Origin of the sequence: Pelagicoccus enzymogenes (assembly GCF_014803405.1) — a bacterium.
Lineage (GTDB): Bacteria > Verrucomicrobiota > Verrucomicrobiia > Opitutales > Opitutaceae > Pelagicoccus > Pelagicoccus enzymogenes.
This window is the reverse complement of the sequence record NZ_JACYFG010000038.1, coordinates 87,693-108,193: the sequence shown is the minus strand read 5'-3', so window position 1 is coordinate 108,193 and position 20,501 is coordinate 87,693. Positions and strand designations below refer to the sequence as shown.

At 58.3% G+C, this 20,501-nt stretch carries 12 protein-coding genes and 2 tRNA genes; 6 read left to right on the top strand and 8 right to left on the bottom strand.

Annotation, left to right across the window (positions count from 1 at the left end):
• Window positions 1-66: 66 nt before the first annotated feature.
• Entirely contained in the window at window positions 67-1,956 is a 1,890-nt protein-coding gene (locus IEN85_RS15180; RefSeq protein WP_191617948.1) for an FHA domain-containing protein, read from the bottom strand.
• Between the two features lie 121 nt (window positions 1,957-2,077).
• Here IEN85_RS15180 and IEN85_RS15175 point away from each other — a divergent pair.
• Together IEN85_RS15175 and IEN85_RS15170 are read left to right on the top strand one after the other, a co-directional pair.
• Window positions 2,078-2,155, top strand: a tRNA-Glu gene (locus tag IEN85_RS15175).
• Between the two features lie 198 nt (window positions 2,156-2,353).
• Window positions 2,354-2,431 (top strand) — tRNA-Glu (locus tag IEN85_RS15170).
• A 242-nt stretch (window positions 2,432-2,673) separates the two neighbouring features.
• Here the strand turns inward: IEN85_RS15170 and IEN85_RS15165 are convergent.
• Window positions 2,674-4,332, bottom strand: a complete 1,659-nt coding sequence (locus IEN85_RS15165) for a hybrid sensor histidine kinase/response regulator (protein WP_224772664.1) — start codon at window positions 4,330-4,332, stop codon at window positions 2,674-2,676.
• A 139-nt stretch (window positions 4,333-4,471) separates the two neighbouring features.
• On the opposite strand from IEN85_RS15165, the gene IEN85_RS15160 reads away from it, so the two are divergent.
• Both IEN85_RS15160 and IEN85_RS15155 read left to right on the top strand, forming a co-directional pair.
• The gene (locus tag IEN85_RS15160) at window positions 4,472-6,367 is read left to right on the top strand and encodes a hybrid sensor histidine kinase/response regulator (protein WP_191617946.1); all 1,896 of its coding nucleotides are present in this window, start codon (window positions 4,472-4,474) and stop codon (window positions 6,365-6,367) included.
• Between the two features lie 67 nt (window positions 6,368-6,434).
• Window positions 6,435-9,659 carry a chemotaxis protein CheB gene (locus IEN85_RS15155; protein ID WP_191617945.1) on the top strand — a complete coding sequence of 1,075 codons (3,225 nt, stop codon included), beginning with the start codon at window positions 6,435-6,437 and terminating at the stop codon, window positions 9,657-9,659.
• A 38-nt stretch (window positions 9,660-9,697) separates the two neighbouring features.
• Here the strand turns inward: IEN85_RS15155 and IEN85_RS15150 are convergent, their stop codons facing one another.
• The gene (locus IEN85_RS15150; protein WP_191617944.1) at window positions 9,698-9,859 is read right to left on the bottom strand and encodes a hypothetical protein; all 162 of its coding nucleotides are present in this window, start codon (window positions 9,857-9,859) and stop codon (window positions 9,698-9,700) included.
• 211 nt (window positions 9,860-10,070) lie between these two features.
• Here IEN85_RS15150 and IEN85_RS15145 point away from each other — a divergent pair, with 211 nt between their 5' ends.
• Both IEN85_RS15145 and IEN85_RS15140 read left to right on the top strand, forming a co-directional pair.
• Window positions 10,071-13,619, top strand: coding sequence for a CheR family methyltransferase (locus tag IEN85_RS15145; RefSeq protein ID WP_191617943.1), 3,549 nt, complete (start codon window positions 10,071-10,073; stop codon window positions 13,617-13,619).
• A gap of 7 nt (window positions 13,620-13,626) precedes the next feature.
• Complete coding sequence (locus IEN85_RS15140; protein ID WP_191617942.1) at window positions 13,627-14,058, top strand: response regulator; 432 nt, start codon at window positions 13,627-13,629, stop codon at window positions 14,056-14,058.
• Between the two features lie 91 nt (window positions 14,059-14,149).
• Here the strand turns inward: IEN85_RS15140 and IEN85_RS15135 are convergent, their stop codons facing one another.
• The 5 genes from IEN85_RS15135 to IEN85_RS15115 form a co-directional block, all read right to left on the bottom strand.
• On the bottom strand, window positions 14,150-17,332 hold the full coding sequence (locus IEN85_RS15135; RefSeq protein ID WP_191617941.1) for an efflux RND transporter permease subunit: 3,183 nt from the start codon (window positions 17,330-17,332) through the stop codon (window positions 14,150-14,152).
• A 12-nt stretch (window positions 17,333-17,344) separates the two neighbouring features.
• Window positions 17,345-18,769, bottom strand: a complete 1,425-nt coding sequence (locus IEN85_RS15130; protein ID WP_191617940.1) for an efflux RND transporter periplasmic adaptor subunit — start codon at window positions 18,767-18,769, stop codon at window positions 17,345-17,347.
• A 217-nt stretch (window positions 18,770-18,986) separates the two neighbouring features.
• Window positions 18,987-19,373 carry a DMP19 family protein gene (locus IEN85_RS15125; RefSeq protein ID WP_425503172.1) on the bottom strand — a complete coding sequence of 129 codons (387 nt, stop codon included), beginning with the start codon at window positions 19,371-19,373 and terminating at the stop codon, window positions 18,987-18,989.
• 201 nt (window positions 19,374-19,574) lie between these two features.
• Window positions 19,575-19,868 carry a hypothetical protein gene (locus tag IEN85_RS15120; RefSeq protein ID WP_191617938.1) on the bottom strand — a complete coding sequence of 98 codons (294 nt, stop codon included), beginning with the start codon at window positions 19,866-19,868 and terminating at the stop codon, window positions 19,575-19,577.
• 82 nt (window positions 19,869-19,950) lie between these two features.
• Window positions 19,951-20,346 (bottom strand): hypothetical protein, encoded by a 396-nt coding sequence (locus tag IEN85_RS15115; RefSeq protein WP_191617937.1) that lies wholly within the window; start codon window positions 20,344-20,346, stop codon window positions 19,951-19,953.
• Window positions 20,347-20,501 lie beyond the last annotated feature (155 nt).

The following is a 20,501-nucleotide window of genomic DNA, read 5'->3' as shown; positions in this document are numbered from 1 at the left end:
GGTGGGAGGGCGGAGGATGGCTAGGACCGGATCGAAGCTAGGGCCGGAATCGGTGTCGGTCGTGCCTCAGGCTTGGTGGCTCGTTCCCTCCAAAGGATTAGGTGTTTGCTGGGAGAGAATCCACAGGACGGGCGTGGTGGGAAGGACGGGGTTAAGTCGCTTGGGGTTGGGGGCGAGTCGTCCGGCGAGAGGGCCTTCGGCAATTTCTTTGGGGGAGTGGCCGAGGGAGGAGAGAGGGAAGTAGGTGACTTTGGAGGAAATGGATTCGGCGTTTGCTACGATGGTGGGGCAGAGTTGGGCGAGCAAGCTGCGTACGTGGCGGGAGTTTTGGGCGATTTCCTCGCTGGTAAGCGGGCGGTCCTCGGGAAGGTGGAGCGTGTCGGGTGGGAGCAGACTTTGCCAGAGGTCGAATTTTCCGACGAGGATGGCGAGCGGTGTATCCACTTTTTCGTGACTTTCGAGTGCTCTCATCTTTTTCACCCGCACGCCCAATTCGGAGAGAATGGTGTCTTGCTCGTCGGTAGCGTCGGTGCGGAGCTGCGGGTCGCGCTTGCGGCGGAGGAGCTTGCGAAAGGGGGGCGAAGAGGAGGGGTCGAAGAGAAACAGCAGTCCGGCGGAAGCGGCCACGTGGAGGGCGCCGGGGGAATCGTCGAGGGCGATGCCGGGTTTGAAGTGTTCGCCGGCGTTGTCGTAGAAGACGAGGGATGCGCGCTGGTCCGGGTTTTCCAGGTTTTGCAGGTAGTAGACGAAGGGGCGCGGCAGGGGGACGAGTTTGCCGTCGCGGTAGAGGCGTTCGTACATGACGCCTTCGAAGTCGGTTTTGGAGATAAACGCGTCCTCTGGGTTGGTGGCCGAGAAGAGTCGGTTCTTCATCTCGTTGAGCTGGGCGTTGCCGGAGGGGTCGCCATCTTGGAGGTTCGCGGAGTAGTGGCGGATGAGGTCCTCTGGGAGTTGGCGGAGAAGGACGGAAAGGTAGTAGGATTTGCCGGAGCTGGGGGCGCCGACGAGGGAGAGGATGTGCTGGGGTTGGGCAAAGAAGGAGGGCGGGAGGCGTCCGCGGCAGTGGGGGCAAGCGAGGTCGGGGCAGGGGGTGCCCTCGGAGTCGAGGGCTTGCCCGAGGGAATTGAAGCGCTCGGCGGCGAAGCGAAGCTTTACGTGGGAGCCGAGGATGGGGTCGCCGGTGAGGGATTCGTGCACGGCGATGTTGAGGGCGTCTCCAGGGGCGAAGGGTTTCCAGCAGTAGGGGCAGGCGTGCGCTTCGCTGTTCGGGCGGGGCTGCATTCCATGGGAGCTTGAGGGGGCGGGGCGAGGAGGAAGCGGAGCCTTGTTCGGGGGAGCTTGTGCGGGGCTGGGCTCCGGTTTTTGGGACTGGCTGGCGGTGTCGGGATCGAGGCTGGCGACGAGGTCCGAGAGGAGGAAGCAAGTGTCGCCGTAGGTGGGGAAGGCGAGGTAGTCCTCCGTGTGCTTGACGTGATGAGAGAGGCGTTGAGCGCTGAGTTGCGAAGGGGGGAGGGTTTCGCGATCGTCGGGGTTTTCTCGAGGGGCGATGTCCCAATTGCCCTCGCTAAAGCCGTCGCCCAGGCGGTCTGGCCGACGGGTGATGCGGATCACGATGAGGTGGGTGTCGAGGGCGAGTCCGTAGTTGCGGTTGGCTTTGAGGGGAGTTTCGCGGGCGACGGTTTGGCCATCGAGTTTCAGGGGGACGTTGGTGGAAAGCGGTTCGAGGGAGAAGTCGCCGTCGAGGTGGTGGATGCGGCAGAGGGGGGACTTGGTTCCGTCGCTCTTGCGACCGCTCAGGTTGACCGGAAAGCTGTCGGCCTGGCTAAGGGTGCGGGTGGAGCAGTCGCCGATGGCGAGGCGTATCTTAGGACGGAAAAAGTCGAGAAAGCCCATAAGGAGGAAGGCGGGAAGGTTGGCTACGAGGAGGAGAGTGGGGACGGTTTCGGGGGATGGCAAGAGCGGGTAGGGCGGTTTCGAACAGTTTGAAAGCTGTTGATTGGGAAATAGATAGGTTTTTCTGGAAAAAAAGCCTTGCGCAGGGAAGTCGGATTTCTACTTTCGGCGGCTCTTGGCTAACGCCCCGTTCGTCTAGCCCGGCCTAGGACACATGGTTTTCATCCATGCGACAGGGGTTCGAATCCCCTACGGGGTACCATTTTCTTAAAACCGTCACTCTTCGCGAGTGGCGGTTTTTTGTTGGGCGAAGAAGGGGGACCACAGATTTCTCAGATTGGTTTTGATGGATCTGATGGAAAGGGGGCCTAGGTGTCGGTTTCGGGGAAAGGAGAACTTTTTGGTAAAACTTGCTTGCATGGGAGGGACTTAGTCCTAGCTTCCGCGACTCTTGGCTAACGCCCCGTTCGTCTAGCCCGGCCTAGGACACATGGTTTTCATCCATGCGACAGGGGTTCGAATCCCCTACGGGGTACCATTTTCTTAAAACCGTCACTCTCCGCGAGTGGCGGTTTTTTGTTGGAGTTGTGTCGCCTGCGGTTCGGGGATGAGAAGCCCGTGGAAGGGGTTCGACGGAGCGAGCTTGCGAGCGGAGAGGGGCGACCTTCAGGTCGGGGCGCAGCCCTGAGCGTAGCGAACCAATCCCCTACGGGGTACCATTTTCTTAAAACCGTCACTCTCCGCGAGTGGCGGTTTTTTGTTGGAGTTGTGTCGCCTGCTCTAGTGGCTTGAGGGCCAGGAGCGGAATTGGGAGCTGGAAGCTTTTTGAGAGTGAGTGGAGCGGTCGGGACTTGGCTTCTCGTGGGGGGCGTGGGCGCGTTGGGCGGCGGCGGAGAGGACGCGATTTAGGTCTTCGTCGCGCACGGGCTTGGGGATGAAGTCGTCCATGCCGACCTCTTTGCACTTTTGCCGGTCGCGATCTGAGTCGCAGGCGGTGAGGGCGGTGATGTAAGGATGGGGGCGTGAGCTGGGCAGGCTAGCGAGGATGCGGCGGGTGGTTTCGTATCCGTCAAGCAGGGGCATGCGCAAGTCGACGAGGATAAGGTCGCAGTGGTAGTTGAGGGCGAGCTGTATGCCTTCCAAGCCGTCTTGGGCGACCAGTGGAGTGATGCCGCGGGATTCGAGGGTTGCGACCATCAGGTTGCGGCTGAGGGGTTCGTCTTCGATGAGCAAGACGGAGATGTGTGGGATGGGAACGGGGTTGAGTTTTCCTTGCTGGGGTCTCTTGCCTTTTGACTGGGAGTGGTCGACGACGGTGAAGCTGAAAACGGAGCCGACTCCCGGAGTGCTCTCGACTCCGATCTTTCCGCCCATAATTTCCACGAGCCGTTTGCAGATGGTGAGGCCAAGTCCGCTGCCTTTGTAGGGGCGGTCGTAGGAGGAGTCCGCTTGGGTGAAGGCGTCAAAGATGGTGTGGGTCTTGTCGGGGTCGATTCCTACTCCGGTGTCGTGCACGGAGATGAAGAGTTCGTTGGGAGCGGAGCGTTGCGCTTTCAGGCGTATCTCTCCTTTGTGGGTGAACTTTATGGCGTTGCCGAGGAGGTTGATGAGGATTTGGCGGAGGCGGTGCTGGTCCGCGACGAAGTATTGGGGAATGCTGGGATCGATGGAGGTGAGCAGGTCCAGCCCTTTGCTTTTGGCGCTGAAGCTCACGATCTTGACGGCTGAACGGATGAGCTGATGGGGGTCGAAGGCTTCGGCTTCGATTTGTAGCTTGCTGGCCTCGATGCTGGATATGTCGAGCAGGTCGTCGATGAGATCCATCTGGCTGTTGGCGCACATTTCCATGTCCGAGAGCAGTTCGCAGGCTTCGATCGGCAGGTCCAGGGAGCGCATCAGGTTGAGGTTGCCGATGATGCCGTTCATGGGGGTGCGGAACTCGTGGCTCATGACGGCGAGGAAGTCGCTTTTGGCTTGGTTGGCGGCTTCGGCCTTTTCCTTCGAGAGGCTTAGCTCCGTTTGCAGCGCGTATCTTTCAATTGAATACAGTATTGCTTTCTCGAGGGAGCGGGCGGTGATTTCGTCTTTCAGCAGGTAGTCTTGGGCTCCGGATTGCACGGCTTGGATGGCCACTGTTTCATCGTCTTGTCCGCTCAGCACGACGATGGGGCAGCGGGCGCTCTCGAGGACTTTTTTGACGGAGGCGATTCCTTGGGAGTCGGGCAGTCCGAGGTCGAGCAGGACGATGTCGAAGGATCGGGCTTCGAGTTGCTGCAGGGCGGTGGCGAGGTCTCTCGCCGGATGCGTACGGTAGCTGCGGCGCAGTTGCTTGTTTTCCAGAGTGTAGGCGACGATTTCCGCGTCGGATTCGCTGTCGTCGACGATGAGCACGGTCAAGGCTCGCTCTAGTTGATTCGAGGATGGAGTTGGATCCGTCATTAGCGTTCGCGCGCGAACATGCGAATTAGAGTTCGGCTACCAATAGAGTGTAATTACTCATAAATGCAAATCCTCTAAGGAATTAGATAAGATTTCACTTAGGGGTTTGCGATTCTCGGATAAACTGTAAGCTGAAGCCGTGTCCCTCTCTGCCGCTCTAGACAAACGCGTCCGCGTCTTGCTTGTAGACGATAGCTCCGATGATCGTTTTCTGGTTTCGGAGCGGGTGAAGGAATTTTCCTTTCCCATAGAGTTGCGTACGGCGGAGTCCTTGGAGGCAGCCGAGTCCTTGGCTGTGGGCGGTGGCTTCGACGTGGTTTTACTGGACTTGGACTTGGGGCCAAGCTTTGGGACGCGGACCTTGGAGGCGGCTCGGAAACTCTTTCCCGCGGCGGCGATCGTTTTGCTGACGGGGAACGACGACCAGGCGATGATGCTGAGTTGCTTGAAGTCGGGGGCCCAGGACTTTCTGGTCAAGGGGCGCTACAACTCGGTGGAGCTGGAGAAGGCGATTCGTTTCGCGGTGGCGCGCCATGCTCGAACGACTGAGCTCGAACACAAGACCCGGGAGCTGGACTTCATGCTCGATACGCAGCAGATCGGGCTGCTGGTCTTGGACGAGGCAAACCGGATCGTCCACTGCAACGAGGCAGCGTGTGAAATTTTTGAATACGAGAGCAAGGACTTGCAGGGTACCTCCAGCTTGCTGCCGGTTCCTCGTTCGGGAATGAGCGAGGTTTCCTTTGGAGTCGCGAGCGGAGCCGACAAGTTGCTTGAGGTGCGGGCCACGGAGTCCGAATGGCGAGGCCGGGCGGTCCGCTTGGTTACGGTGATGGACGTCACGGAGCGCAAGGACATGGAGCGAAGGGCTGCGGATGGGGAGAAGCTCGAGACGGTGGCCCGGGTTTGTTTTGGAGTCGCCCACGAGTTCAACAACCTCTTGGCCATGACCCGCACCAAGGCGGACTTTCTGGAAACGCTCAGCACGGTGGATCCGGTTTGGGCGGCTCACATCGAGGACTTGCAGATGGCCTGCGAGCGTGGATCGAACCTAGTGAGGCAGCTGATGACTTTTTACGGGAAAGAGGAGCAAGCGAACACGGAGGAGACTACCGTGGAAGTCGTGTCCTTCCTGAGGTCTTGGGAACCTTACCTGGAGTCGATCGTGGGACTGGAGCACTCGGTGGATCTCGTCTTGGATATGGAACCCGCTTTCATCAGCATATCCGAACGCAGCTTGAGCAAGGTGCTGGCGGGCTTGGTGGCGAATGCCTGCGACGCGATGCCCAATGGGGGGCGGGTGCGTATCCGCCCGGTTTTGATGGAATCGAGCAAGCTGAAGCGGGCGCGCGCTCGCCAAGGGGCTCGTCACGTTTGCATTTCCGTGCGGGACGAGGGATGCGGGATTTCGCCGGAGAACCAGCTGAGGGTTTTCGAGCCGTTTTTCACGACCAAGGATACCAAGGCGGGTCGCGGTCTGGGCTTGTCGGTGGTGAGCAACCTGCTGCGGGAGCACGGCGCTTGGATCGAGTTCGATAGCGAGGAGGGCCGCGGCTCCGAGTTTCGCATTATTCTCGAGAACGTGGAGCAACTGGAGGCGCCCGTGAAGGAGGAGCCGGTGGCGGCGCCCGAGGCGGCGAAGCCGGAGGAGGCGATCGGGAAATCGACCACGGTGCTGGTGGTGGATGATGAGCCGATCATTCGCTTCAGCATCGCTCGCTTGCTGGAGGCTTGCGGTTGCGAGGTCCGCTGCGCGGAAAACGGCCTGAACGCGCTGGAGTACTTGGAAGACATCACTCAGCCTTGCGACGTTTTGTTGACCGACATCAACATGCCGCTCTTGGGTGGGATCGAGCTTGCGAACCGGGCGGTCTACTTGCGCGAAGGGCTGCGCATCGTGGTAATGAGCGGCTACGGGGCAGGTGTGCTCGATCCGAAATGGGTGCAGGAAAAGGATGCGGCCTTCCTGAGCAAACCCTTCAAAATTGATGAACTGAAGGCTGCGGTCTTGCATGTCGGCAAGGCGACTTCGTAGATTTTTTGCGGCAATTGTTGATGTATCTAAGAAACAGATACGGTTGCGGCCTGATTAACGTTTTTGAATGAAACCAGAATATATCGTTGGAATTGGAGCGTCGGCGGGTGGCTTGGAAGCCCTTGTTCAGTTCTTCTCTGAAATGCCCTCGCGTACCGGGCTGTCGTTCGTGGTGGTGCAGCACCTCTCGCCCGATTTCAAGAGCGTGATGGACGAGCTGCTTTCGCGGCACACGGACATGCCGATCCATCTGGTGGAGGACAAGGTGGAGGTGGAGGCGGACTCGGTTTACTTGATTCCGCCCAAGAAGGAGATGGAGATGTCGGATCGCTGCCTCTATCTCAAGGACAAGGAGACGCGTGGTTCCCTGAGTTTGCCGATCGACGTGTTTTTCACCTCCATGGCCAAGGACATCGGGGCCAAGGGGATCGCAATCGTGCTCTCGGGCACGGGGTCGGACGGCTCGCGCGGCATCGTGGACGTGCATGACGCGGGAGGGCTGGTGATCGCTCAGGACGAGGAGTCCGCCAAGTTCAACGGCATGCCGCGCAGCGCGACCGACACCGGCCTGGTGGACTTCGTCTTGTCGCCCACGGAAATGCCGAAGGTGCTGCTGGAGCACATTGGGGGGTCCGTATCGGACCCTGGAATTGTGGCCGCCCCGGGGCCCAAGACGCAGATGGACCAGTACTTGGCAATTTTCCAGCGCTTGCGTTCGGCATTCAAAACTGACTTTTCCTACTACAAGGCAACGACCGTTAATCGGCGTATCGAGCGGCGCATGCAGCATCACAAGGTGGATACGCTCGAGCAGTACGTCGCGGTGATGGATCGCAAGCCTCAGGAGGTTCACCTGCTCTACCAAGACCTCTTGATTGGCGTTACCAAATTCTTCCGCGACCTGGACGCCTTTGCCTTGTTGGAGGACAAGGTCATACCCTCGATCGTGCGAGGCAAGTCCAGTGGCGAGCAAGTGCGCATATGGGTGCCGGCCTGCGCCACCGGCGAGGAGGCCTACTCGATCGCTATCCTCTTTCAGGAGGCCATCGAGCGCTTCAATTTGAAGTTGGACGTGAAGATCTTCGCGACTGACCTGCATGCGGAGTCGGTAACCTTTGCCGCTGCAGGAATCTATTCGCCGGAAAGCTTGGAGCTCATTTCCAAGTCTCGCCTGGAGCGGCATTTCAAGGTGCACGGCGAGGCCTACCAAGTGAATGCGGACCTGCGTAAGATGATCGTATTCGCGGAGCAGAACCTGTTGAAGGATCCGCCTTTCACCAAGATGGACTTCGTGAGCTGCCGCAACCTGCTCATCTACTTCCAGCCGCTAGCCCAGAAGAAGGTGATCTCCATGTTCCTGTTTTCCCTCAACGTGGGAGGCACTCTCTTTCTCGGCCCCAGCGAAACCTTGGGCGATCTGGAGGGCGAGTTCGACAGCATCAGCCGCACCTGGAACATGTATGTGAAGCGCAAGGACGTGCGCATCGCCCCGCTGATCAACCTGCCGGAGCAAGTCGATATCGCCGCCCGTTCCGGCGAACGGAATCGGCAGAACAGTTCTCTCTTTGGCGTATCGCGGCAGCGCAGGGAGGACGTGGAGCTCTTGCATGTCTACGATGCGCTGCTGGGCGAGTACATGCCGCCGAGTTTGCTGGTGGGGCCCAAGAACGAGTTGATCCAGATCTTCGGGGATGCCTCGAACTATATTCGGACTCCGCGGGGAAGGACTTCGCTGGACGTGTTGAACATGATCGAAGGCAGCTTGCGCCTGGCGGTCAGCACCGCTCTCAAGCGGGTGGAAAACAAGCGGGTCGCCTTCACTTTGAACAACGTGCCGCTCGACGAGAACGCTGAGGAGCGGGTCTTGCTGGACATTACGGTCAAGCCGCTGAGGGACGAACAGTACTTGCTGGTCCAGTTCCTGGAACGTCGAGGGGCAGAGACGACGCCGGACGACGTTTCGGAGATGAGCTTCGATGCGGATGCCGAATCGCTCAGTCGTATCTTTGATTTGGAGAAGGAGTTGCAGTACACCCGAGAAAACCTGCAGGCGACGATCGAGGAGTTGGAAACCACCAACGAGGAGCTGCAGGCGACCAATGAAGAGATGCTCGCTTCCAACGAGGAGCTGCAGTCCACCAACGAGGAGTTGCAGTCGGTGAACGAAGAGCTCTTCACTGTTAACACCGAATACGAGAAGAAGAACCACGAGCTGATCCTGCTCAATACTGATATCGACAACCTGCTGCAAAGCACGGAGATCGGAACGGTGTTTATCGACAGCGAAAGGCGTATCCGAAAATTCACTCCAGCCATCGCGTCGGTTTTCAATCTGCTGCCGATGGACATTGGGCGTCCGTTCGAGCATATCACCTTCAATCTGGTGGACAGCGAAAACATTTCGCAATTGGTCGACCGGGTTATCGAGAGCCGCGAGCCCATCATCAGGGAAGCGCGCGACCGTTCGGGCAATTGGCATCTGATGCGTATCTATCCTTACATGACGGGCCGCGAGCAATCGGCGGGCGCGGTGCTGACTTTGGTGGACATTTCAGCGATCAAGGAGACAGAAGCAGCGCTCAAGTCGCGCACGGATGCTCTCAGCAACGCGAAGCTCGACTTGGAGCAGTTCGCGTATGCAGTTTCCCATGACATGCAAACGCCGCTCCGCGCCGTCAGCGGTTACTTGGACCTCTTGAAGAAGCGCTTGGAAGGGGAGGACCAAGAGTTGCAGGAGTACCTAGAGTTTGCCCATTCCGGAGCCTTCAAGCTCAAGGAGATGATCAACGGCCTACTCACCTACACCCGTATCGAAACGCGGGCCGCGGATTTCGAGGAGTTTTCCTTGGAGAGCGCCTTGAACGAAGTCCTGGCCACCAAGACGGTAGCCTTGGAGGAGAAGGGCGCGGAAGTGGTGAGCGAGTCATGCAACTTGATTGTCTACGGCGAACGCCGGTTCGTGGTGTACCTGCTCTCCGAATTGATCGACAACGCCCTTTGCTTCGTCGGAGCGGGACCGCCCCGCATTGTGGTCAAAGCGGAGGCTCAGGACGGTCAGACCCTCGTTTCCGTGCGCGACAACGGCCGCGGGATCGAGCCGGTGAACCAGGATACGGTTTTCAAGATTTTCTATCAGGAGAAGCCGGAGCAGCATCCGGAAGGATTGGGCGTGGGCTTGGCGGTGTGCCGACGCATCGCTCTCAAGCACAAGGGAACGATTTCCTTGGATTCCACGCCAGGTATCGGTACCTGCGTTTCCTTTACGCTTCCGTCCCGACCTGAAGATGTCTAGCGGCGTGCCGAAGCAAACGAGGCGAGACTGGGTAGCGCTTAGCTGGCTCGGCGTTTTCCGTCGATCCGCTGCGCGTTCCGTGGCGCGTATTCAAAAATCGCGTTCAAGTCGCGCAAGCGCTGCTTCACTTCAGCAAGTCGCTGCCGTTGCTCGGCTGCTTGTTGATACTGTTGCAGGATTTTTCTTTGGTCAGCTTGCATGGATTTTCTTCTCTTGCTCGAAGGCTTGGGTGGAACGCTTCGTCTCTTATGCTTCCGATCGGCCGTTTTTTCAAGGGGCTGCCCAACGGAAATGCGTTTCTAAAAGATTTTTCACGAACCCCTGGCGAGCGGGCACGAGCGGGTGCTCCGCAGAGGATGCGATCTCAGGCCGCTCCACGCCGTTTGCATGTCGACAAAATTAGGAATCCCAATGTCCGAAACGACTCGAATTTCCGGTTACGTTGTTCTCTCTTGCGGCTACCAAAACACGGAGTCCTTGGAACGCTTTTTTGCCGAGGCGGACCCCAAATCCGGCGTTTGCTACTTCGTTTGCGCGGACCTGCCCTTGCGGCATTCCATCCGCATCTACGAGTTGCTCAAAAGCGTGAGCATGCTGCCGGTTTACGCCGTCGATTCGACGCTCAAGCTCGAGCCGAACGCCATCTATCTGTGTCCCGGCTTCACCAAGGTCGCGCTGGTTGGCGAGCAGCTCACGGTGGAGGCGAACCGGAGCAACCTGCGCAATCGCGGAACCCTAGCCCTGATGTTGACGGCCTTTTCGCAGAAGGCTGATCGGGCGGCCTTGGTGTCGATCGCGGATACGCCGTTGTTGGAGTCGGCGAGCCTGAATCAGTTTCGTCGTTGCGGCGGCTTGGTTTTGGAGGAGGAGCGAGAGGAGCTAGCGGGTCAGGATTCGGCTTGGGTGGACCGTGTCCTCTCGGTCGTCTCCATGCAAGAAGCCTTGCGGGAGCACTTCGGCATGGCCCAGAGTTCCGTATCCGAGGAGGAAAAGCGGGAACAGGCCCAGCTGCGCAGCCTCTTCGAGCTGATGGCGGAGGAGGTCAAGGTGGACTTCTCACTCTACAAGAGCGAAGTCTTCAAGCGTCGCGTCTTCAACCGCGTGCGTCGCAGGAACCTAGAGGGGCTTGCTGACTATCTGGAGCTGGCTCGTTCCGACTTGGAGGAGCCGAAGGCCCTCTACCAGGAGTTCATCGTTGGCAGCCAGCGATTCTTCAAGGACGCGGAGGTGATTGAGGCTTTCGTTGAGAAGGTGATTCCCAGGCTGTTCGAGCGGCATGCGGACGGCTCCGAGATTCGCATTTGGGTGGCGGGGTCGGCTTCCGGCGAGGAAGCCTATTCGCTGGCGATGCTGATGGAGGAACACGCTGCGGAGCAGGGGATCGAGTCGCCAAACTTCAAGATATTCGCAACCGACGTGCATACGACCTCGCTGAAAGACAGCGTGAAGGGCTTCTATCCGGACGCTGCCCTGAAAGACCTTTCCAGCGAGCGAATCGACCGTTTTTTCATCCGGACCAAGCGAGGATTTAGTGTGACTCCCAAGTTGAGGCGGCGAGTCGTATTCGCGCGGCACGACATTTTGCGCGATCCGCCCTTCAGCCGTCTCGACTTGGTCTGCTGCCGGAACCTTGTGTCCTATCTGAAGCCGGCAGCCCAAAAGAAGGCCATCGGGATGATGCTCTTTTCCCTGCAGCTGCAAGGCTTGTTATGCCTTGGGTTGACCGAGACCCCGAACAGCTACCACGGTCAGCTGGAGGCATTCGACAACCAAGCCCGGATCTTCCTGAAAAAAAGCGACACCTTTTTGTCGCCGACCCTTCTCTCGCCGACCTCTGCTACTCGCTTCAATGTGGATTCGCTTTCCCTCGCTCCGACGAGCAACCTGTCGGAGCCGTCGCAAATCAGTGGGCTCAACGCTATCATGGAGCGTTTCATGCCCCCCAGCATCGTGATCGACGACTTGGGCGAGATTTTGCACACTTTCGGAGATTGCGAGGCCTACCTGCGACCGATGACCGGACGCGTCAGCTTGTATTACGAGGATCGGGTGCTTCCAGAGCTTAAGCTCTCCCTGCATCAGCTGCGCTCTCGAGCCTTGCATTCGCAGTCCAAGGTGGCCTGCCGCTGCACCATCGTTCGACCTTCAGGGGAAGCGGAGCAGCTAAGCCTCTCGGTGGAGCCATTGCGGGGCATTCGTCAGTTCGAAGATTGCGTCTTGGCGATTTTCGGAGACGAGCAGGTGTTCCGCGAGGCAGAATCGGTGATTGAGCCGATCGACGAAAGCTTTCTGAAGGGGAAGGAAGGTCCTGATTCGGAAACGGAGTTGCGGGACGAGCTGCGTCTGATGAAGTTGCGTTTGAGCGAAACGGTGAGGCAACTCGAGACCAGCAACCACGACTTGCAATTGGCCAACGAGGAGCTGCTCACTTCCAACGAAGAGCTGCAGACGACCAACGAGGAGCTGCACTCGGTGAACCAGGAACTCTTCTCGGTCAACTCCGAGTATGAGAGCAAGAACCGCGACTTGGTTTCCTTGAACGAGGATATCAACAACTTTCTCAGCAGCACCGAGATTGGCACGGTCTTCGTCGACGCGAACCTGCGTATCCGAAAATTCACTCCAGCGGCTCACGCCATCTTGAATCTGTTGCCCACCGATATCGGTCGCCCGATCGACCACATTTCGCACAACCTCATCGGCTATAAAAGCTTGGTCAGCGACACTAGGCGGGTGATCGAAGAAGGAAAGGGAATGGAAACGGAGGCCCGCATGGAAGCGGGGGTATTGCTGCTGGTGCGTATCCTTCCTTTCAGGACAGGCAAGGATGAGGTGACGGGCGCTGTGATCGCCCTGATTGACATCACCGACTTGAAGCAGGCGGAAACTCAAGTCGCCGAGAGCCGTCGCCGCTTGCAGATGGCCCTCGAGGCCGCGGACTTCGGGGTTTGGACCTTCGACGTGACGAAGGGCAGCTTCGAGTGCGATTCCCGGGTGGAGCGTTTCTTTGGCTTCGCGGGTGGCAGCAAGCAGGACCGAGACGCATTTCTCAAGAAGGTGGATTTCACGGTGGAGCGATTTCTATCCCGCGAGCCAGGCTCCAAGGATGGCAGCGATGCCGCCATTCAGGACTCCTGGAGCTTCGTCGCTTCCGATGGAGAGTTTCGCTACCTGTCCACCCGCGCGGTGGTCTATCGCGGCGTGAATGGGGAGGTGAGGCAGATCAGCGGCATCCTCTGGGATGAGACCAAGACCAAGTGGAGCGAGCAGCAAGTGCTGCAGAAGAAGAACGACCTGGAAACTTTGTTGTACGTCGTTTCCCATGACCTGCGCGAGCCATTGCGAGCCATCCAAAGCTTCTCGGCCTTGCTCGGGGAACGTTATCGGGACCAGCTTGAAGGTTCGGGACAGGACTTTTTGGATCGCATCGAAAGGGCTGCGGTTCGCATGACCGCTTTGCTTGACGATGTGCTGAGCCTGTCTCGTATAAACAAGATGGATACGGATTCTGAAATGGTTTCCGGGTCGGAACTGGTTCAGTCCGTACTCAGAAGCTTGGAGGACTCCATCCAGAAGACGGGGGCCAAGGTCGTGGTTTCAAGCGATCTGCCTAACATCAAGGCCAACTACACCTACGCCAAGCAGGCGCTTTCCAATTTGGTGAGCAACGCGCTCAAGTTCGTTAATCCCGGCGAGGCTCCAGATATCGAAATCACGCCTTTCGTGAGCGATGCGGACCGCTTTGTCGGAATCGAGGTACGGGATCGGGGGCCGGGCGTTCCGGAAGAAAGTCTCGATCGTATTTTCATGCTTTTCCAGCGAGCGGTGGGGCGAGACGTTGAGGGAACGGGAGCGGGGCTTGCCATCGTCAAGCAGATTGCTCTCAAGCATGGCGGAGACGCTTGGTACGAGCCGCGCAGCGGCGGGGGTTCCAAGTTTACGATAACCTTTTCGCGATAGTTGTAAGTTGGATACGCTTAATATGGGTGGTAGCCTCGCTCCTGAGGGATTTCACGTTTTTCTAGCCGACGATAGCGACGACGATATCGTACTCTTTCGGGAGGCCTTTGGGGCGATCGACTCGCGGATTCGTTGCGCGGTGGCTCGCAATGGAAAAGAGGCGGTGGAGACGCTGACCGCTTTGAAGCGGGAAGGTCGGCTGCCGGATTTGGTTCTGATGGATGTCAACATGCCCGTCTTGGACGGCTGCTCGGCGGTGCGTATCTTGCGCGAAGATATTCCGCTCGATGAGTTGGCGATTGTCGTGTTTTCCTCGAGCGACCTCCTGGAAGATGCAGAAGTTGTCTATCGGGCGGGAGCAAATGCCTGTGTGAGGAAACCGGATACGTATGACAAATGGGTGGAGGCGATCCGCGCGGTGGTTTCTTTCTATTTGTAGGGAACGCTGTTTTTGTGGGAAGCGGCCTTGCGCCGCGATTCTAGGCCGAGCAAATCGCGAGCGAGCTCGCTCCTACAATGAATATGTTTAGTTAGGATTCCTCTTCGTCGTCGTTCTGCTTGCCGTACAGTTTCTGGTAGAACTTCGCGATGTCGTCGAACACCAGCGTGATCACGGGAACGAGGGCAAGGGTGATGAAGGTGGCGAAGATGACGCCCCAGCCGAGCGAGATGGCCATGGGGATCATGAACTTGGATTGGCGGCTTTGCTCGAACATCAGAGGGGCCAGTCCGAAGAAGGTGGTCAGCGAAGTGAGCAGGATCGGGCGGAAGCGTCGGGCTCCAGCCTGGCGGACCGCTTCCTTGATGGGCGTGCCTTCCTTCTGCTTTTTGCCGATGTAGTCGACCATCACGAGAGAGTCGTTCACGACCACGCCGGAGAGCGCGAGCATGCCGAGGAAGGACATCATGGAGAGGATGTTCAGGTTTTGATCGTAGAAGCCCATCAGCTGGTGGCCGATCAATGCGCCGACGATGCCGAACGGTATTGCCGACATCACTACAATGGGGCGGCTGTAGCTCCGCAGCGGGATCGCCAAGAGAATGTAGATGCCGATGAGCACGAACCAGATGCCGTTGAGAAACTCCTTTTCGGCTTCGTACTGGTCGCGGGAATCGCCGCTGAGCTCGTATTCGAGATCGGGGAAGTCGGCTGCGATTTGCGGCATAATGCTTTCGCGCAGCTCGGCGAGAATGCTTTCCAGGTCGACCTCGACCGGGTTGGCGTCCGCGGAAACTGTGATCTGCCGTTTGCCGTCGATGCGGTAGATGCTGGGCAAGCTCTTGCCCGGTACCAGCTCGGCGACGGAGGAGAAGGGTACTTCCACGTTGCCTGCCCGAATGAGCATGTTTTCCAGAGTGGCCAAGGACTTGCGGTACTCGAGCGGGTAGCGAACCATCACCCGCACGTCGTCTCGCCCGCGCGGGATGCGTTGGGCCTCGATGCCGAAGAAGGCTTGGCGAATCTGTCCGGCAATCTGGCTGGCGCTGAGGCCCAGCTGTTCCGCCTGCGGCTTGAGCTTGATTTGAAACTCGTCCTTGGCGGACTCGAAGGAATCGCTGATGTCGAAGAGTCCGCCGAATTCCTTGAGCCGTTCCTGCAGCTTCTTGGAGGCTTCGACGAGGCTGGCGAAGTCGCGGCTGCGGATGTCGACCGAGAGGGCCTCGCCGCCGCCAGAGTAGGAGAGGGAAAAGCGTTCCACTCCAGGAATCTCTCCGATACGCAGGCGAAGGATGCGGGACAGGTCTCCGGTATCCATTTCGCTTTCGCTGGAAGCCCGTAGTGACATGGCAACTACGAGCTCGCCTCGCTCTGCGACTCCGGCCCGAGATCCGCCCCAGCCGCGTCCGAAGGGCTGGCCGCCGGCGGTGGCGAAAACGTCGGTGATGATCGGGTAGTCGCTGGCTGCGTTGAGCTCGTCCTTCAGTCGCAGGGCCTCCGCTTCGATGCGGTCGATATGGGCTTGGGTTGTCTCGAAGGCGGTGCCGGTAGGCATCGTCAGGTTAGCCCGCAGGGTGTCGTTGGGGATGCGTGGCCAGTAGCGGTACTGCAGGGAGTCGCTGGCGATGAGTCCCACGTAGATCGCCAGCAGGCCGATGAAGGCAGCGAGGGTGGAGTAGCGGTGGTGGAGCAGCACGTCCAGGCTAGGGCTGTAGACGCGCTTGACGAATGTCTCCAAGGAGTCGGCCACCTTGCGTTGGATTTTCTGGAACCAGTTGAGGTTGCCGCGAGTGGCTTTGCCTTGGCCGATGTTTTTGCAATGCCGCAAGTGGGCGGGCAGGACGAACTTTGATTCGACGAGGGAGAAGAGCAGCACCGGGATGATCACCAGCGGGATCTGGGCGAACATGTTGCCGCGCCAGCCGGACATGACCGAGAGCGGGTAGAAGGCGACGATGGTGGTGAGGATGCCGAAGGTGACCGGGATGGAAACCTCTTGGGTGCCCTTGATGGAGGCGTCCAGCGGACTGGCTCCCGTCTGCATGTGGCGAAAGACGTTTTCACCGGTCACGATGGCGTCGTCGACCACGATGCCGAGCACTAGGATGAAGGCGAAGAGGGTGATCAGGTTGATGGTGACGCCGAGCAGCGGCAGTACGATGAAGGCGCCGGCGAAGGCGACCGGAATGCCGAGGCTGACCCAGAAGGCGAGCTGAGGTCGGAGGAAAAGGGAGAGCACGCAGAGCACCAGCACGAATCCCATCAAAGCGCTGTCCACCAGCGTATCCAGTCTCTGGATAATGCGTTCCGAGTCGTCGTTCCAGTGGCTGAGGGTGATGCCCTCGGGCATGCGTTTTTGGGCTTCCTCGATATAGGCGCGGACCGTCTTGCCGACTTTGATGGCGCTTTGCTGGCCGGTGCGGTAGACGTTCACGGCGATGGCCCGTTCGCCGTTGTGGCGGGAGACCATGGGGATTTCGTCGAAGCCGTCGGTCACGGTTGCCACGTCGCGCAAGGTCAGGCGGCTGCCTCCGTCGTCGGCCCGCAGCACGATGTTTTCGAAGTCCTCCTGCACGTAGGCCTGGTTCTGGGCCCGCAGGCGGATGTCCCCGCCGTCCGCCTTGATGTTGCCGGCGGAGAGGTTGATGGAGGACGAGCGGATGGCGCGGGAAACTTGCTCGAGGGTAAGGTCGAATTGCTGCAAGCGGCCGGGCGATACTTCCACGCCGATTTCGTAGGGGCGGGCGGCTAGCAGGTCAGCGAGGGATACGCCTGGCAGGTTGGTGATTTCCTCGCGTACTTGCTCGGCGAGCTTCTTCATGTCCCATTCGCTCAGGTCGCCGGCGATGACCACCGTGATGACGCGTTCCTGCCACTGGGGGCGGCGCACGCGCGGGGGGCGGGCTTCGGTGGGAAAGGTGGTGATCCCGTCCACGGCGCTCTTCACTTCGTCGAAGACGCGCTCGATTTCGTAGCCGTCCTCCACCTCGATGTTCACGCTGCCGGAGGACTCGCTGGCGCGTCCGGTCATGCGTTTCACGCCGGGAATATCGTAAACCGCTTCCTCGATGCGGGAGACGATGCTCTCCTCGATTTCTTCGGGGGTGGAGCCGCGGTAGGAGACGGACACGGAAATGTCGCGGCTCGGGTAGTCGGGCCATTCCTGGAAGAGGATCCGGTTCTGCAGGGTGTAGGCCCCAGCCATGATGAGGCTGGCCATGAGGAGGTTGGCGGCGACGGGGTTGCGCGTGAACCAAGCGATTGCGGATTTCATGGGCGTAGCGGCTTAGGCTTGCTTGGCGACCTTGGTCTTGTCCTTGCGGTCCGGCTCGCCGCGTTCGATGCCTTTAGGAATCTCGATGTCGTTTTGCCTGGCCCAGCGGATGAGCTCGGCGGTGAGGGCGGAAGACTGGTGCTTGTCCTTCCCTGCCTTGAGGGCCTTGATTTGGATTTCGAGATGGATGGGCAGGTCCAAGTCTTGCGGCAGGCCCTCGACGAGCTTGATGAAGTTGGCGTAGTCGCGCTCGGCCTTGGCCTCGGCTTCGGCGGCGCCGAGCTTGATGCGGACCTTCATGCCGGAGGTCGCGTACTTGACGGGGGTCAGGCAAAGGCGTTCGCCCGGCTTCAGCTCGTCTCCCACTACGATGTTCTCCTCGTCCGCCCAGATGGGCGAAACGTGGCGGCGCACCAGACGGTCCTCCCCGTCGATGAGGATTACGTAACTGCTCTCGCGAAGCAGGCGTCGCGGAATAACGAATACGTCCCGCAGCAGGTTGCCGGGGATGTGGGCGATGGCGAAGCTGCCGACCTTGAGCGGCGGGCGCCCGTCGGCGGTGCTGCCGTAGGGGTCGGGGATTTGGGCAACGACGTAGAGCTGACGGCTTCGTTGGTCGAAGGCTCCTTCGGCACGCACTAGCTTGCCGCTCCAGTCGTGCTGCTGGTCGCCCATCTTGACGCGCAGCCGGACGTCCTTGTTGATTTTCGGATCGGTCTCGGAGTCGCGGTAGCTCTCGGGCAGATCGATGAAACCCAGTTGGGCTTCGGAAAGGGGCAGTCGGATTTCGGCGAAGTCGATGGCGTAGATGGTGGCGAGCCGGTTGCCGGGGGAGACGTATTGGCCGACGTCCACCTGCTTCTCCAGGATGCGGCCGGCGTAGGGGGCGACGATCTTGGTGCGTTCGAGGTTGAGGCGGGCCGCCTTCACGCGAGCTTGGGCGGAGGCGAGGTTGGCTTCCGCTTGGCGCATCTGGGGGAGACGCAGCACGAGTTCGGGAGCCTCGTCCTCGTTGCCGAGCCGCTTCCAGTCGAGGGCAGCTCGGTCGGCCCGGACCTTCTCCTCGGCGTAGCGCAGCTCCATTTGGGCGAGGGTGGCGTCGGCGACCACTAGCTCGGTTTCGTAGTCGCTAGGGTCGATTTCCACCAACAGTTCGCCCTTTTCGAAGAAGCCGCCTGGACGAAAGCTCGGCGAAACGCTCAGGATGCGGCCTCGAACCTCGGGGATGAGGGCGCTCTGGGTGCGGGCCTCGATGATGCCTTGGGATTGCAGGACGATTTGGTAGTCCTGTAGTTCGAGGGTGGATACTTCTACCTCCGGTTCGAAGGGTTGCCGGTTCCATCTGGCCGGTTCCGGCCGCGAGGAGAGCAGGTGCCAAGTAAAGTAGCCGCAGGCGGCTAGGATCGCGATGGGCAGGAAGTAACGCAGGAACTTCATTTAACTGGGTACTATCGAATCTGAAAGTGATCTCGTTTTTTCGGGGCGGAGCCAACAAGCTCCGAGCTCCCAGAGGATTCGTTTGCTCCCGATTCAGCAAGGTCAAACTTGCCCCGACGGTGTCGGGACGCGTGCGGCGAGGAAGGCGCCTCAGTCAGCGATGCAGATTGTAGAAACATTGGTGCCAGAGAGGGATCGCATGCTGAAGCTGCTCTTGTCAGCATTGGTTTATAAATTTTGTTTCGTTGGATACGATCCAATCGTGTAGTTTGCGTCGGATGGCTTCTTTGTTTCCGTCGTGGTACCAATTCCAAAACTCTTGTTCGATATTTTCTTCGATGTATTCAGGTCCTCTCTGCTCTTCTATTTCATCAAGGTAGTCTAAGTAGTTTGGTTCATTTGATTCCCTAATATCTGCTGGGAACAGTTCTAGAACCTCCCGCAAAACCTTCGCAGGCAGTTCGAGGCCAACCTCCTCAAGTGCTGTAGCGGTGTAAACTGCCAATGACTCATGTCCATTCGTTAGATACTGTTCGATGCCGCCGTTCGCTACTTGACCATAGAATGTCTCTACAGCAAAGACCGTTTTCAAGGGATATGGGATGGCTTCTGGTCCTTGATCTTAGAAAATGCTTTCGGCGATGTCGCAAATCGAATGACTCACGAGTTCTTTATCTCCAGATTTCAACAACGTGCTGAACTCGTTTGGGTCTACCATTGTTTTTCTAGGTCGAGTAAAGACGCGAGCGCTTGTGCTCGTTTACCGAAATTGTATGCATCGTCTGGTGGTTATAGTCTTTTCTGTTTAACCAGTTTGATCATCGTTCTTTTTTACGTATCCAACTTTTTTCAACAAATGTTGAGTTGTCCACTCAAGCCACTCGAACAAAATCTTGTAGGCCAAGATGGGAGCTCCGATGATCAATGCTAATGCAGCGATTACAGCTACAATATTGTCCTTTGTTTCGCTCCTGGGACCGTCGTAGAAGATCGAAACTAACTGAAAAGGTAGTAAGGCCAAAAAGAGCACCAGAAACGAAGCCATGAGGATGACGATACCTTTTCGCCAACAGTTCCAGTAGTCTGCAAATCTATTCATTTAGTTTCTGCCAAGGGTGAGTGGATACCTGAGCGTACGTACGGAGCGACTGTAGTGAATTGTATAGCTCGATTTGATATGATTAATTGCTTAAAATGATCGGGACGGGCACCCAGACAGCTACACTGTTTCCATCGTGCTTTGCGGAGTTGAATTCGAATGTGTCTACGAATGCTAGAACAAGAGAATTATATTCTGGGTAATTGGTTTTGTCTATGTGTGGTTTAAGTGGTCTGCCTTCTCTCGTGACGATGAGACTAACCACAGCGTTGATTTCGCCCTGGAACTCTATTGGTAATTTCGGATCGCCTGTGCGAATGATTGTTGGCTTTATATCTACGTCTTTCAACTCGGAGGGACGATCTTTAAGCATGGGATTTGGAGTCTCGTAGCCCTCATCATTCTTTGGGCGATCAGTTGTTTTGCAGCCCGTGATAGCCAATGTGTAAATCGCTAAAACAGTAATTGTTTTATTCATATCTTCGAGCTCAGGCGACAAGGCCCGATCTGTGGTAAAAGGTTCTGGGGAGGTTGTTTATCAGGGGGGCTGGTTCAAAGAGGCGAGCGATTGCCGCACATTGTGTGCGATGCCTTGTTGGCACAATCTTTCAACTTCTAGCTTTGCTCCTCATC